Raw genomic sequence first — 13571 nt, 5'->3', positions numbered from 1 at the left:
TTACTCTGGGTTGTCCGCGAGCGATCTCGCCGCCCGGACGCAGTGGGCGAGAGCCGTGCGCGCGTACCCCGGGGAGGCCCCCGCGAGTCCGCACGCCGGGGTGACTGTGACCGCCTCCGCGAGAAGCCCCGGTGACAGCCCCAGCCTGCGCCACAGCGTCCTGACACCCATGACGCTACCGGCAGGGTCTGACAATGGGCCCTCGGTGCCCGGGACGACACCGGTGAAGAGCCGGGTACCGGCCTCCACCGCCTCGCCGATCGTGTCGTCGTCACGCTCGGTGAGCAGGGAGAAGTCGAAGGAGACGGCCGCCGCGCCCGCCCGGCGGAGCAGGGCGAACGGGACGTCCGGTGCGCAGGAGTGGACGACTGCCGGGCCGTCTGCGTGCACCCCGACGGCGTCGCGGAGCGTGGCCTCGACGATCTGCCGGTCGACGGCCCGGTGCGTGCGGTAGCCGCTGGCGCTCTTCACCTGGCCACGCAGGACGGCGGTGAGGGACGGCTCGTCGAACTGGAGGACGAGCTGCGCCCCGGGGATCCGGCGCCGCACTTCGGCGAGATGCAGACGCAGCCCCTCGGCGAGGGAGGCGGCGAGGTCACGGCAGGCTCCGGGGTCGGAGAGGGCCGCCTCGCCGTTGCGCAGCTCCAGGTTGGCGGCGAGGGTCCAGGGCCCGACGGCCTGGACCTTCAGCGGCCCTTCGTACTCCTGTGTGAACTCCTCCAGTGCGTCGAGGTCCTCACCGAGCCAGGAGCGGGCCCGTTTGGTGTCCCGCCCGGGCCGGTCACCGAGGCGCCAGCCGCTGGGCTCCACGCGCGCGTACAGCTCGACGAGCAGTCCGGCGGTCCGCCCGATCATGTCCGCGCCCGGTCCCCGGGCGGGCAGTTCGGGCAGGAAGGGGAAGTCCTCGAAGGTTCCGGTGACGGTTTTGGCGGCTTCTCGGGCGTCGCCGCCCGGCATGGACCCCACACCGGTGGCGGCGCCGAACCTGAACTGGCTGTTTTCGCTCACCGGAGAAGCCTACGCAGCGGCTCCGCCGGGGTCAGTTCCCCGGTCGCACCGTCAGGTCGTTGACCTCGGCGTCCCTCGGCAGGTCCAGGGCCGTCAGGATCGTCGTGGCCACGGACTCCGGGTCGATCCACTTGGAGGCGTCGTACTCCTTGCCCTCCTGCTGGTGCACCTTGGCCTGCATGGGACTGGCCGTGCGGCCGGGGTAGACCGAGGTGACGCGGACACCGGCCGCGTGCTCCTCGTGGCGCAGGGAGTCCGCCAAGGCCTTGAGGCCGTGCTTGGAGGCGGCGTACGCGGACCAGCCGGCATGGGCGTTGAGGCCGGCGCCGGAGTTGACGAAGAGGACGTGGCCCCGGGCGGCGCGCAGCTGGGGCAGGAAGTGCCGGGTCAGCTCGGCGGGGGCGACGAGATTCACGTTGAGCTGGTGGCGCCAGGTCTTCGGGGTGAGCTCTCCGACCGGGCCGAGGTCGACGACGCCGGCGATGTGCAGCAGCGAGTCCACGCGGTCGGGCAGCGACTGGTGGGAGAAGGCCCAGGAGAGCTTGTCCGGGTCGGACAGGTCCCCGACGAGCGTCTTCGCCCCGGGAACCCGGCCGCCAGCTCCTTGGCGCGGGCCGCGTCGCGCGCGTGCAGCACGAGGTCGTCCCCGCGCGCGTGCAGACGGCGGGCCACGGCCGCGCCGATGCCGGAGCCCGCTCCGGTGATCACATGAGTAGCCATGCCCGCCATGCTCGCATCAGCGTCAGGGTCACTCGATGCCGCGGCTCTCCTCCAGGTACGCCAGCGCGCCCACCGGCTCCTCCGCGAAGAACACCAGGTCGGTGAGCGGGCGGGGCAGGAAGCCCTCGTCCTCCATGCGGCGGAACTGCTCCTTCAGGCCGTCGTAGAAGCCCGCGGTGTTGAGCAGGACGACCGGCTTGTCCGTGTGGCCGTGCTTCTTCAGTTCCAGGATCTCGGTCGCCTCGTCCAGCGTGCCCGTGCCGCCGACCATGATGACCACGGCGTCGGCCTTCTCCAGGAGGAGCCTCTTGCGCTCGGCGAGGTCCTCGGCGACGACCATCTCGTCGACGCCCGGGCGGGCCTTCGCCGAGAGGAATTTCACGGAGACGCCGGCGAGCCGGCCGCCCGCCTCCTGCACCCCGTCGGCGACCACCTTCATGAGGCCGACGTCCGAACCGCCCCACACCAGGGTGTGTCCGCCCTTGCCCAGCAGGGTGGCGAACTCCCGTGCGGGGCGGGTGTAGCGCTCGTCGAGGTCGGCGGCGGAAAGGAAGACACAGATGTTCATGAGCCCACCGTACGGGCATGGTCGGGCGCCGTGGTGACCCGCATTTTGGACTGCCGGTGCGGGAGCTTCTCCCAGTCGTCCATGAACCGGGCGTTCAGGCCGTGCTTCGCGGCGAGTTCGGTCAGCGTCCGGGTCCGGTAGTAGAAGTCCTCGTGGAGCACCTGGTGCTCCTCGCCCTCGGTGCGGTCGAAGGTGAAGTCGAAGAAGCCGCTGGGCGCGAGGATCCGGCCGATGTGGGCGAAGCACTCCTCTATGACGTGCGGCGGCGAGTGCGAGAAGACGCTGTGCGCGTGCACGACGTCGAAGTGCGCGTCGGGCAGGAAGGCGAAGGTGAGGTCGTCGGCGAGCGCCAGGTAGGGCATCTTGGACTGCAGGCCCTCGGACACGAGGGTGTCCTGGGCGGCGAGCAGGATGTGCGGCGAGATGTCGATGCCGTAGTAGTGGCCGGCGTCGAGGTGGTCGATGAACAGGCGTCCGGCGCGCAGATTGCCGCAGCCGATCTCCAGCATCCGGTGCTGCGGCTGGAGGCCGTGCCCCACCAGGTAGTCGAACTGCATGCGCCCGATCCGCGTCCACGCCTCGCGGGAGGGGTTGTGCCCCACCGCCGCCTCCGCGCTGCGGGCCGCGTCGGAGGCCATGACGGCGCGGTAGTAGGAGATGTGGTCGCGGTAGCGCAGCCGCAGCCAGGCGTCCCGCGCCGCGCGCCGGGCGTGCGCGGGCACGCGCCCTGGGTGGCGCAGGGCGTACCTGACCTGGTGGGCCAGAGTGCTGCGGTTTCCGGACTGTTCCGTTGCTCGCATGGGGGCCTCCTGCGGCGAGGGAAGAACTCCGCTACAGCGTGCGCTGTATCGAAGGACTCGGCTACCCAAGGAGGACGATCGTGACCAGAGGGCATCGCATCACCGTCGAACCGAGCGGCCGGCACGTGCGCGTGGTGCACGGCGGACAGATCCTGGCGGAGAGTGACCGGTCGCTGGTCCTGCGCGAGACGGGCTGTCCCGAGCGGTACTACATCCCGGCCGAGGACGTACGCCTGGACCTGCTCACACCGTCCGGCGCCCGGACACACTGCCCCTTCAAGGGCGACGCCTCCTACTGGTCGCTGCCGGACGCGGCGGACCTCGTGTGGGCGTATCCGGATCCCAAGCCGGACGTCGCGGAGATCAAGGACCACCTGTGCTTCTACGAGGTGGAAGTGACGTGATCGGCTGACGCACGGCCCGCCTCACCGATGAACACCCCGCCGTGCGGCAGTCTGCATGAGCATGGACAAGAAGATCCTTTCGCGCGACGGCACCCGCATCGCCTACGAGAGCACCGGACAGGGCCCCGCGGTCGTCCTGGTGAGCGGCGCGATGTCGACGGGCGGCACCCTGGCGCCGCTGGCCGTGTCGCTCTCGGAGCGTTTTCAGGCCGTCGTGTACGACCGCCGTGGCCGCGGCGCCAGCGGGGACACCGCGCCGTACGCGGTGGAGCGCGAACTCGAGGACCTGGCGGCGGTGATCGAGGCGGTGGGCGGCGAGGCGTTCCTGTACGGCATCTCCTCGGGCGGGGCGCTGACCCTGGAGGCGGCGGCGAGCGGACTGCCGGTGCGCCGTGTCGCGGTGTACGAGACGCCGTTCGCGATGTCCGAGGAGGGCGCCGAGGAGCGCGCGGAGTACACCGGGCGGCTGACGGAGGCACTCGGCGAGGGACGGCGCGGGGACGCGGTCGAGCTGTTCCTGCGGCTGGCCGGCCTGGCCGAGGGGGTGATCCAGGGGGCCCGCCAGTCCCCCATGTGGGCCGGCATGGAGGCGATCGCCGCGAGCCTCGCCTACGACGACGCCGTGATGCGCGACGGCCGGGTCCCCCGCGACCGGCTCACCGCGGTCGGCGTCCCCGTCCTGGCGGTCGCGGGCGACGCGAGCCCCGCCTGGCTGCGCGAGGCGGCCCGGGCGATCGCGGACTCGGTCCCCCGGGGCACGTACCGCACACTGCAGGGCCAGACGCACATGGTCGAGCCGAATGTGCTGACGCCGGTGCTGACGGACTTCTTCCTTCAGGGCTGACACAGAGGGCTGACACTCAGGACACTGACAGGACTGACAGGCCCGGCGTCAGGCCACGCCCGCCGTCGCCCGGGTCGTCGAGGCGATCGTCGCCGAGCCCACCACGCGCGTGCCGTCGTACAGCACGATCGCCTGACCGGGGGCGACGCCGCGGACCGGCTCGGTGAAGGTGACCTCCAGGGAGCCGTCGACGAGTTCGGCACGCACCTCGGTCTCGCCGCCGTGCGCGCGGAGCTGGGCCGTGTAGGTGCCGGGGCCCGCGGGGGCGGCGCCGCACCAGCGCGGCTTGATCGCGGTCAGGGCGCTGACGTCCAGCGCGGCGGCCGGGCCGACCGTGACCGTGTTGTCCACCGGGGAGATGTCGAGGACGTAGCGCGGCTTGCCGTCGGGGGCCGGGGTGCCGATGCGCAGGCCCTTGCGCTGGCCGATGGTGAAGCCGTACGCGCCCTCGTGGGTGCCGATCCGGTGGCCGGACTCGTCGACGATGTCGCCCTCGGACCTGCCGAGCCGGTCCGCCAGGAAACCCTGGGTGTCGCCGTCGGCGATGAAGCAGATGTCGTGCGAGTCGGGCTTCTTGGCCACCGCCAGGTCGCGGCGCTCGGCCTCCGCGCGGATCTCGTCCTTCGTGGTCAGCGTGTCGCCGAGGGGGAAGAGCGCGTGGGCGAGCTGCCGGTCGTCCAGCACGCCCAGGACGTACGACTGGTCCTTGGCCATGTCGGAGGCGCGGTGCAGCTCACGGGTGCCGTCGGAGAGCGTGACGACCTTGGCGTAGTGGCCGGTGCACACCGCGTCGAAGCCCAGCGCGAGCGCCTTGTCGAGGAGGGCGGCGAACTTGATCTTCTCGTTGCAGCGCAGGCAGGGGTTGGGGGTGCGGCCGGCCTCGTACTCGGCGACGAAGTCCTCGACCACGTCCTCGCGGAAGCGGTCGGCCAGGTCCCACACGTAGAAGGGGATGCCGATGACGTCCGCGGCGCGGCGGGCGTCGCGCGAGTCCTCGATGGTGCAGCAGCCGCGCGCGCCCGTCCGGAAGGATTGAGGGTTGGCGGAGAGCGCGAGGTGGACACCGGTCACGTCGTGGCCGGCCTCGGCCGCGCGGGCGGCGGCGACGGCGGAGTCGACTCCGCCGGACATGGCGGCCAGGACGCGGAGGGGACGGGAGCGCTGCGGGGTTTCAGTCATAGCCCTTCCAGGGTACGGGGCGCGGGAACCAAGGCTGCCGGGTATCCGTTGACGATCACATGGGGGCGAGACGAGCATCCAAGGACACGGACCGGCGCATCGGGCGGCGGGCCCTGATCGTGGGCGGTGTGGCGGCTGCCGCGGGGTCCGCGGCGCTCGCCCGTGACGAGCTGGGCCGGCTGTGGTGGCGCGTGCCGGGCGTGGAGAAGCCGCGCAAGGACGGCGAGGTGGACTACGCGGGCGCGCGCTGGGTGGCGGCGTCGGACGCGAACTGGCGCCGCGCGGACCGCCCCGACGATTTCGGCATAGACATGGTGGTCGTCCATGTCACCCAGGGCAGCTTCGACAGCGCGGTGAAGGCCTTCCAGGACCCGTCGCACGGGGCGGCCTCGCACTACATCGTCCGCAAGGACGGGCACATCTCCCAGATGATCCGCGAGCTGGACGTGGCGTACCACGCGGGCAACCGCGACTACAACGAACGCAGCGTGGGCATCGAGCACGCGGGCTTCGTGGACCGCCCGCAGGACTTCACGGACGAGATGTACGAGGCATCCGCTCGCCTCACGGCCCGCGTCTGCGCCCGCTACGACATCCCCGTGGACCGCGAGCACATCATCGGCCACGTGGAGGTCCCGGGCACGGACCACACGGACCCGGGGCCGCACTGGGACTGGAAGAAGTACATGCGGCTGGTGCGGGAGGCGCGTACGGCCCGGGCGTGACGGGAGCGGCGCTCAGCGGCTGTGCATCCGTTCGAGCCGCTCAGTCGCGGCGGCGACGGCGTCCTGGAGTTCCCGCGCGACGGACCCCTGCCTGCGCGAGCGCTCGTACAGGGCGCTGGCGCTCAGGCCTGCCGGAAGGAGTTCGCCGACCTCGGGTAATTCGATGTCACGGTAGTCACGGGCGAGACGGATGACATCGCCGAGAACCTTGCCCAGCCTTTTCCGCCTGAGCACCGCGCCTTCGAACACATCGACCGTCTCCTGGACGAACTCCAGGTCCTTGACGGTCGTGGGCCGCGTGTCCAGCTGACGGAGCCGGGTGAAGAGCTCGGTCAGCGCCGCCAGCGGGCCTGCGAGGTCCTGACGGCGCTGCTTGAGCTTGCGCAGGACGAGCTTGACCGCCAGAGCGAGAAGCCCGAGGCCGGCCGTGACCACGGCAGTGAGATACACGGGCGCGGCAGCGGCAGCGGCTTCGGTCAGCGCGTGCGAAGGCATGGCAGGTTCCGTTCCCAAGGGCAGGCGATGTCCCGCATCGGGGGACTGTGCGCGACCCGTGAGAAACGTGCGCGCAAAGCTCACGTTAACGTTGCGCACGCCCGGACCTCGTCGGCAGAAGTGCACAAGCTGCGCCCCGGAAAACTATCCCGGTCTCACAGAAGCCTCCGGCGAGGTCCTGGGAGCCGGTTCGGTGACGCAGATCGGACATGTCGCGCTGAATCCCAGGTCATCGCCCCGTTGAGAACCGTACTTGCGACGCCGCCCCCGAAAAGCGGGGGCAAGCGTTCCGCGTGCGAAACACGTGCGTTTCAGATGGGCGGTTCGCCAAGCGGTTCAACGTGTGCTTCGGTACGCTCCCAGAAACGGAAACGGTAGGTGACCAGCGTGTCCGAGGATCAGGGGAACGCGTTGTTCGACGCGGTCGACGCCCTGCTGGAAGAGGCTTCACCGGCGGACGGACTGCCCGAGCCCGCCGAGCGCAAGCGTCTGCGTGAGGCCGGCAGCCTCAGTCAGGAGCGTGTGGCCGACGCGCTGGGGGTCCGCAGGGAGACCGTGAGCGCGTGGGAAGCGGGCCGTTCAGAGCCCCGTCCGCCTCAACGGGCCGCCTACATCCGGCTGCTGACAGGTCTCTCGGCCAAGTTCCCGCCGCCGCAGAGCATCGCGCCGCAGCAGTCCGTGCTCCGCGCCATCACGGCTCCGGCCGCCACCCCGCAGTCCGCGCCGGGAAGCGCGCACAAGCCGCCGCGGGGCGCGTCCGACTGACCTGCTCTCAGGTCAGCCCCGCCGCCCGCGCCCGTTCCACCGCGGGACCGATGGCCTTCGCGAGGGCCTTGATGTCGGACTCGGTGGAGGTGTGGCCGAGGGAGAAGCGGAGAGTGCCGCGGGCCAGGTCGGGGTCGGTGCCGGTGGCGAGGAGGACGTGGCTGGGCTGGGCGACGCCGGCCGTGCAGGCGGAGCCCGTGGAGCATTCGATGCCCTGGGCGTCGAGCAGGAGAAGGAGGGAGTCGCCCTCGCAGCCGGGGAAGGTGAAGTGCGCGTTGGCGGGGAGGCGGCCCTCCGGCGCGGGGTCACCGCCGAGGATCGCGTCCGGCACGGCCGAGCGGACGGCGGTGACCAGGGCGTCGCGCAGGGCGCCGACCTCGCGGGCGAACCATTCTCGCTGCTCGGCGGCCAGCCGCCCGGCCACCGCGAAGGAGGCGATGGCGGGTACGTCGAGGGTGCCGGAGCGCACATGGCGTTCCTGGCCGCCGCCGTGCAGGACCGGCACGGGGGCGTGCTCGCGGCCGAGGAGCAGCGCGCCGATGCCGTAGGGGCCGCCGATCTTGTGGCCGGACACCGTCATCGCGGCAAGCCCCGAGGCGGCGAAGTCCACGGGGATCTGACCGAAGGCCTGGACGGCGTCCGAGTGCAGGGGGACACCGAACTCCGCTGCCACGTCGGCTAGTTCGCGGACCGGCAGGATCGTCCCGATCTCGTTGTTCGCCCACATGACGGTGGCGAGGGCCACGTCGTCGGGATCGCGGGCGATCGCCTCGCGCAGGGCGTCCGGGTGGACGCGGCCGTGGGCGTCGACCGGCAGGTACTCGATGGTGGCGCCCTCGTGTTCGCCGAGCCAGTGGACTGCGTCGAGGACGGCGTGGTGCTCGACGGGGCTGACGAGGACGCGGGTGCGGGCCGGGTCGGCGTCGCGGCGTGACCAGTACAGGCCCTTGACGGCGAGGTTGTCGGCCTCCGTGCCGCCCGAGGTGAAGACGACCTCGCTGGGGCGGGCGCCGAGGGCTTCGGCGAGGGTCTCGCGGGCCTCCTCGACGGTACGGCGGGCCTGCCTGCCGGATGCGTGGAGGGAGGAGGCGTTGCCGGTGGCACCCAGGTGCGCGGTGAGCGCCTCTGCCGCCTCCGGGAGCATCGGGGTGGTCGCGGCGTGGTCGAGGTAAGCCATGGTGAGCCCGATTCTACGGCTCTGCTTCCACGGGCCTCAGAGCAAGGTTGGCCGAACGTGAACCGCTTTCCCGCGCGGCTGCGGCCCGTCGTCCCCGGGCCCGGCCGCGCCGTGCCGGCGCACGGTCGCCCGACGGCGGCTCAGAAGCTCCAGGAGATCGTGCTGTCGAACTCCATGAACGCCGCCAGGACCAGCAGGTCGGCGACGCCCAGGCCCAGACCCAGGTAGGCGCGGCCGGGGCGCGCGGTGCCGCGCCACAGGGCGATACTCGCGAGCACGATGGCGATCGGGCCGAGGAAGAGGTTGAGGACGAGCAGGCCGAGCAGGCCCAGGACGAAGGACGCGACGGCCATGCCGTCGGTGTCGCGGATTCCGGTGCGGCGCGAGGCCGGAGCGGTGAGCTGCATGATGATCGACTCCCAGTCGGGTCGGCGGGACGGTGGTCGCGGGGCGGAGGTCAGAGGGCCTGCGTGTGGCGCCGGCGGCTGTGGCGCTCGCGGATCGCGAAGATGCCGAGCCAGGCGGCGATGACCACGCCGGCGGCGACGGAGATGGTGAGCGGCGCGTGGGCCACGGTGCCCAGCACGACCCCCAGCAGCAGGAGTGCGGCGACGATGAACAGCATGGGTAAAGCTCCCTGGGCTTCGGTGAACGGTTGTGGTTACAGTTGTTCACTGACTTCCCAGTCTAGCGCCTCCCATGACTTTCCAATTCCAGAGAACAGTTGTTAACTGCATGGTATGAGTCACACTCTCGGCATCCGGCAGGCCCAGAAACAGAAGACCCGGCAGGCACTCCTGGACGCGGCTCTGGGACTGCTGGAGGAGCAGAGCCTGAGCAGCCTCGGGCTGCGCGAGGTCACGCGCGCCGTCGGTGTCGCCCCGACGGCCTTCTACCGGCACTTCCGCTCCACGGCGGATCTGGGCGTGGCCCTGGTCGAGGAGGCACTCGGCAGCCTGCACCCGATGATCCGGACGACGGTGTCCGCGACCGGCGACCACGAGGAACGCATCACACGCGCCATTGAGCTGATCGCCCGTCACGTCGACGGGTACCCCGCACATGTCCGGTTCATCGCCCGTGAACGCCATGGCGGAGTCCAGCCGGTACGGGAGGCGATACGGGAGCAACTGGCCCGTTTCGCGCGAGAGGTCAAGGACGAGCTGGCCAAGGACTCGGTGTCCGAGGGCTGGACCGAGGACGACCTGCTGATGCTCGCCCACCTCTACGTCGACCAGATGCTGATCACGGCGTCGCTCTTCCTGGAGGCGCTGGAGGGCCCGGAGAAGGAGCGCGCGGAGCGGACTCGGCACGTCACGCAGGTGGCGACCCGCCAGATGCGGCTGATCGGCCTCGGCCGCCACCACTGGCTGGACTGACAACCCGCGCACAACGCACCGGGGCGGCACGCCCGTCCCCGAGCACGCCGCCCCTGCCGTTGTCCGGAGGGCTCCTGCCGCCCTCCTTGTGGCTCTACGCCTACTGCTCCTTCTGCGCCTGCGGGGTCTGCCCCTGCCCGCCCGAGGCCTGACCGCCGCCGCCCGGAGCACCGCAGCCGCCGCCCTGACCACCGCCGGGACCGCCCTGCCCGCCACCCTGAGCACCGCCCGGCGCACCGCTGGGCGCACCCGAAGGCGCCCCGGACGGCGCACCCGACGGCACACCCGACGGCTTGGCACCCCCGGAAGCGGCGCCCGACGGCGCGCCGGAGGGAGCACCCGACGGAGCCCCGGAGGGAGCCCCCGAAGGCGCACCCGAAGGGGCTTGGCAGGCCTGCTGCTGTCCGGAGCCGCCGCCGCTGTTCGAGGACGACGAGGAGTCACCCGAGCCGCAGGCCACCAGAGCCAGGGGCGACAGGGCCAGCAGGGCCACGGCGGGGAGAAGACGCGCGCGCTTCATGAGCAACCACTTTAGGGAAGACGAGAAAGTCCTGAGGCGGGTACTCAACCAACGTCGCCTGGGGCTCTGTTGAGGCCGCCCTGTGACCCGCCTGTGAGCGGGGCAAAGCGCGACTCAAGACACTAGAGCCGGACCCGGGCGAGCTGCCGGGACTGGGCGACCAGGCGATCGGCACTGTCCCAGACCTCGGCGTCCTCCTCCAGGAAGCCGCCGGCGAGATTGCGCGTGGTGATCGAGACGCGCAGGGGGCCCGGTGCCGGGCGGCAGCGGACGTGCACGGTCAGCTCGACGGTGGGGACCCAGCCCTTCAGTCCGATCTCGAAGGCGGTGGGCGGCAGGGCGTCCACCGCGAGCAGCAGGGAGAGCGGGTCGTGGTCACGGCCGTCCGCGAGCCCGAACCAGGCGCGCATCTCCCCCTTGCCGGACGGCTGCCCGAGGGCCCAGCCCAGCGTCGACGGGTCCAGCTTGAGCATCAGGCGGTCGGCGATGGCCGAGCTGCCGGAGACGGGAGCCGGCCCGTCCTCGGGGCCGAAGCACTGCTCCATCGCCGGGATCGCGGGCGGCGCGGCCGTCGTACGGACGTCGTCGGGCAGGGCGTCCAGGTCGCCGTAGGAGGCGAGGACGCGGATGCGTTCGACCTCGCGGCCCTCGTCGTCGTACTGGAAGAGGGAGGCCTGGCCGGTCGACAGGGTGCGGCCGGTGCGTACGACGTCCGTGCGGACGACCGCCGGGCCGGGCTGGGACGCGGTCAGGTAGTGCGCCGAGACGGTGAACGGGTCGGCATGCGGCAGGGCGTCCGCGAGCGCGCGGCCCAGGACGGCCAGCAGATAGCCGCCGTTGACGGCGCTGATGATCGTCCAGCCGGCGGAGAGGTCGATGTCGTAGACGCCGGGCGCGCGGGGGGTGAGCGCGGTGTCGCGGTCGAACTCGCTGTCGCCGATCGTGGCCCGGACGGTCGGGGCGGTGGCTGCTTCTGGCATGGCTGAACAGTACAAGAACTAGCTACTAAGCGGTAGCTTTGCCCGCTCGCCAGGCGCCCCCGACTTGGTGAGACACGGGCAATTTCTCGGTAAGTGTCCGACTCATCCGTAAACCCGCAGGCCGTCCCCGCGCTCAGTCAGGGCATGAGCCTCACCGGGACCCCGTTCCTCTGCACGCTGGTCGTGCTGTCCGTCGTCGCCCTCGTACTGCCGCTGTGCCTCTGGTCGCGCCTGAGCGGGCCCCGGGCCCTGCGCGCCGCGGCCCGGACGCTGATGCTGCTGTTCGCCCAGGGGACAGCCGTGGCCCTGGTCTTCACCCTGGTCAACAACGCCAACAGCCTCTACGACACCTGGGGCGACCTGCTCGGCACCGGCGATCATGTGCGGCAGGCGGCCGATCTGGGCGCCGACGGCACCGGCGGCCTCGCCCTGGAACGGCTGCCCAGGGTGCGCCAGAGCTTCGAGCCGGCCACCGGGCCCGGCATGCGAGCGGCCGGCGGAGTACGGGTCACCCACCTCAAGGGCCGGGTGTCGGGCGTGAACGCCGAGGTCTACGTCTGGCTGCCGCCGCAGTACGACGACCCGGCCTACCGGCACACCCGGTTCCCGGTCGTCGAGCTGCTGCCCGGCTACCCCGGATCGGCGAAGGCCTGGTTCGTCTCGCTGCACGCGCACGAGCAGCTGCTGCCGCTGATGCGCGACGGACAGGTGGCCCCGTTCATCCTGGTCGCCCCGCGCACCAGCCTGCTGCCCGGGGTGGACACCGGGTGCGCCAACATCCCGGGCACGGTCGACGCCGACACCTGGCTGAGCGTCGATGTGCCGAGGATGGTCATGGACAACTTCCGCGGCGAGTCCGCCCCCGAGGGCTGGGCCGTCGCCGGCTACTCGGCCGGGGCGCACTGCGCGGCCAAGCTCGCCGTCGCCCACCCCGACCGCTACCGGGCCGCCGTCAGCCTGTCCGGCTACAACGACCCGATCGGCGAACGTGACTCGCTCGCCGCGCAGAGCCCCGGCCTGCGTGCCGGGAACGATCCGTACACGCTGCTGCGCGGGGCGCCCGTCCCGCCGCGGATCGCGCTCTACCTCTCCGGCCAGCCGCACGACGGCTACGAGGACGCCGTGGCGCTGGAGCAGGCCGCGAAGGCCCCGACGACCGTGCACGTGGTGTTCGTGCCGAGGAGCGCGGGCGGTCACACCATGGCGCTGTGGCGGCCGCAGGTGGTCCCGGCGTTCCGCTGGCTGACGGAGATGACGGGCCGCCGCCCCGTCACGGCAGGAGGGGCTGTTCCTCCTCGCTCACCGTCGACCGCCGGTGCCATGCCCGCGGAGCTCGCCAGTGGTATCGCATCGCGAGCAGCCTCAGCACGAAGGCGGTGATCACCGCGAGGGCGCTGGTCAGCGGGGACAGGGCGCCGTAGTGGATGCACAGCACGATCATCGTGGCACCGACGATCGCCGGGACCGCGTACAGGTCGCGGTCCCAGCGCAGCAGTGAGGGCACCTCGTTGGCGAGCACGTCCCGCAGCACTCCCCCGCCCACGGCGGTGGCGAGGCCCAGACAGGCGGAGGCGGTCAGGCCGAGCCCGTACTCGTACGCCTTCGTCGTCCCGGCGACGCAGAACAGTCCGAGGCCGGCCGCGTCGAAGACGTTCACGGCGACCTGGATGCGTTCCACATGGGGGTGCAGGAAGAAGACCAGGAGGGTGGCGAGCAGCGGGGTGAGGAAGTACCCCAGGTCCGTGAAGGCGGCGGGCGGTACGGCCCCGATGACCAGATCACGGAAGAGACCGCCGCCCAGCGCGGTGACCTCGGCGAGGACGGCCATGCCGAACACGTCGAAGTTCTTGCGGACGGCCAGCAGGGCGCCGGAGATCGCGAAGACGAAGATGCCGATCAGCTCGAGCGAGTGCTGGACGGACGGGGTGAAGAGTTCCTGGAGCACCCGAACATTTTTACCCATGGCCGAGCCCCCGCCCCCAGGTGCGGGGGCGGGGGCTCGGGCGG

At 71.6% G+C, this 13571-nt stretch carries 17 protein-coding genes and 1 pseudogene; 6 read left to right on the top strand and 12 right to left on the bottom strand.

Annotation, left to right across the window (positions count from 1 at the left end; genetic code table 11):
* From ACQEV8_RS31000 to ACQEV8_RS30985, 4 genes and pseudogenes are all read right to left on the bottom strand, one after another.
* The gene (locus ACQEV8_RS31000; protein WP_432966781.1) at positions 1–1008 is read right to left on the bottom strand and encodes a methionine synthase; all 1008 of its coding nucleotides are present in this window, start codon (positions 1006–1008) and stop codon (positions 1–3) included.
* A 31-nt stretch (positions 1009–1039) separates the two neighbouring features.
* Positions 1040–1737 (bottom strand): annotated as a pseudogene (locus ACQEV8_RS30995) (SDR family oxidoreductase).
* Positions 1738–1756: 19 nt separating this feature from the next.
* The gene (locus ACQEV8_RS30990; RefSeq protein WP_432966779.1) at positions 1757–2296 is read right to left on the bottom strand and encodes a TIGR00730 family Rossman fold protein; all 540 of its coding nucleotides are present in this window, start codon (positions 2294–2296) and stop codon (positions 1757–1759) included.
* Positions 2293–3096: a class I SAM-dependent methyltransferase gene (locus ACQEV8_RS30985; RefSeq protein ID WP_432966777.1), complete on the bottom strand. Its 804-nt coding sequence runs from the start codon at positions 3094–3096 to the stop codon at positions 2293–2295. Before ACQEV8_RS30985 ends, ACQEV8_RS30990 begins: the two co-directional genes overlap by 4 nt.
* Before the next feature lie 80 nt (positions 3097–3176).
* Here ACQEV8_RS30985 and ACQEV8_RS30980 point away from each other — a divergent pair, with 80 nt between their 5' ends.
* Both ACQEV8_RS30980 and ACQEV8_RS30975 read left to right on the top strand, forming a co-directional pair.
* Positions 3177–3500: a DUF427 domain-containing protein gene (locus ACQEV8_RS30980; protein WP_432966775.1), complete on the top strand. Its 324-nt coding sequence runs from the start codon at positions 3177–3179 to the stop codon at positions 3498–3500.
* A gap of 61 nt (positions 3501–3561) precedes the next feature.
* Positions 3562–4344, top strand: a complete 783-nt coding sequence (locus tag ACQEV8_RS30975) for an alpha/beta fold hydrolase (RefSeq protein WP_432966773.1) — start codon at positions 3562–3564, stop codon at positions 4342–4344.
* A gap of 48 nt (positions 4345–4392) precedes the next feature.
* Here the strand turns inward: ACQEV8_RS30975 and mnmA are convergent, their stop codons facing one another.
* A complete protein-coding gene (gene mnmA, locus ACQEV8_RS30970; protein WP_432966771.1) occupies positions 4393–5523 on the bottom strand; it encodes a tRNA 2-thiouridine(34) synthase MnmA in 1131 nt (376 codons plus the stop codon).
* A gap of 59 nt (positions 5524–5582) precedes the next feature.
* Here mnmA and ACQEV8_RS30965 point away from each other — a divergent pair, with 59 nt between their 5' ends.
* Positions 5583–6248: an N-acetylmuramoyl-L-alanine amidase gene (locus tag ACQEV8_RS30965; protein ID WP_432966769.1), complete on the top strand. Its 666-nt coding sequence runs from the start codon at positions 5583–5585 to the stop codon at positions 6246–6248.
* A gap of 12 nt (positions 6249–6260) precedes the next feature.
* Here ACQEV8_RS30965 and ACQEV8_RS30960 read toward each other — a convergent pair whose 3' ends face one another.
* Positions 6261–6743, bottom strand: a complete 483-nt coding sequence (locus ACQEV8_RS30960; RefSeq protein WP_432966768.1) for a hypothetical protein — start codon at positions 6741–6743, stop codon at positions 6261–6263.
* 387 nt (positions 6744–7130) lie between these two features.
* Here ACQEV8_RS30960 and ACQEV8_RS30955 point away from each other — a divergent pair, with 387 nt between their 5' ends.
* Complete coding sequence (locus tag ACQEV8_RS30955; RefSeq protein WP_432966766.1) at positions 7131–7508, top strand: helix-turn-helix transcriptional regulator; 378 nt, start codon at positions 7131–7133, stop codon at positions 7506–7508.
* 7 nt (positions 7509–7515) lie between these two features.
* On the opposite strand, the gene ACQEV8_RS30950 is transcribed toward ACQEV8_RS30955, so the two are convergent.
* The 3 genes from ACQEV8_RS30950 to ACQEV8_RS30940 form a co-directional block, all read right to left on the bottom strand.
* Positions 7516–8685: a cysteine desulfurase family protein gene (locus ACQEV8_RS30950; RefSeq protein ID WP_432966764.1), complete on the bottom strand. Its 1170-nt coding sequence runs from the start codon at positions 8683–8685 to the stop codon at positions 7516–7518.
* A 140-nt stretch (positions 8686–8825) separates the two neighbouring features.
* Entirely contained in the window at positions 8826–9092 is a 267-nt protein-coding gene (locus tag ACQEV8_RS30945) for a DUF4190 domain-containing protein (protein ID WP_432966762.1), read from the bottom strand.
* A 50-nt stretch (positions 9093–9142) separates the two neighbouring features.
* Positions 9143–9310 (bottom strand): hypothetical protein, encoded by a 168-nt coding sequence (locus ACQEV8_RS30940; RefSeq protein ID WP_432966760.1) that lies wholly within the window; start codon positions 9308–9310, stop codon positions 9143–9145.
* Between the two features lie 115 nt (positions 9311–9425).
* On the opposite strand from ACQEV8_RS30940, the gene ACQEV8_RS30935 reads away from it, so the two are divergent.
* Positions 9426–10064, top strand: coding sequence for a TetR family transcriptional regulator (locus tag ACQEV8_RS30935; RefSeq protein ID WP_432966758.1), 639 nt, complete (start codon positions 9426–9428; stop codon positions 10062–10064).
* A gap of 100 nt (positions 10065–10164) precedes the next feature.
* On the opposite strand, the gene ACQEV8_RS30930 is transcribed toward ACQEV8_RS30935, so the two are convergent.
* A complete protein-coding gene (locus tag ACQEV8_RS30930; protein ID WP_432966756.1) occupies positions 10165–10584 on the bottom strand; it encodes a hypothetical protein in 420 nt (139 codons plus the stop codon).
* A gap of 122 nt (positions 10585–10706) precedes the next feature.
* Positions 10707–11564: a thioesterase family protein gene (locus ACQEV8_RS30925; protein ID WP_432966754.1), complete on the bottom strand. Its 858-nt coding sequence runs from the start codon at positions 11562–11564 to the stop codon at positions 10707–10709.
* A gap of 144 nt (positions 11565–11708) precedes the next feature.
* Between ACQEV8_RS30925 and ACQEV8_RS30920 the strand changes: the two genes are divergently transcribed.
* Positions 11709–12944: an alpha/beta hydrolase gene (locus ACQEV8_RS30920; protein ID WP_432966752.1), complete on the top strand. Its 1236-nt coding sequence runs from the start codon at positions 11709–11711 to the stop codon at positions 12942–12944.
* Here the strand turns inward: ACQEV8_RS30920 and ACQEV8_RS30915 are convergent.
* The gene (locus ACQEV8_RS30915; RefSeq protein WP_432966750.1) at positions 12835–13527 is read right to left on the bottom strand and encodes a trimeric intracellular cation channel family protein; all 693 of its coding nucleotides are present in this window, start codon (positions 13525–13527) and stop codon (positions 12835–12837) included. The two genes, ACQEV8_RS30920 and ACQEV8_RS30915, sit on opposite strands and share 110 nt — an antisense overlap.
* Positions 13528–13571: the final 44 nt, after the last annotated feature.

Source organism: Streptomyces sp. CA-179760 (assembly GCF_050937045.1).
Classification (GTDB): domain Bacteria; phylum Actinomycetota; class Actinomycetes; order Streptomycetales; family Streptomycetaceae; genus Streptomyces.
This window is presented reverse-complemented; position numbering and strand designations above follow the sequence as displayed.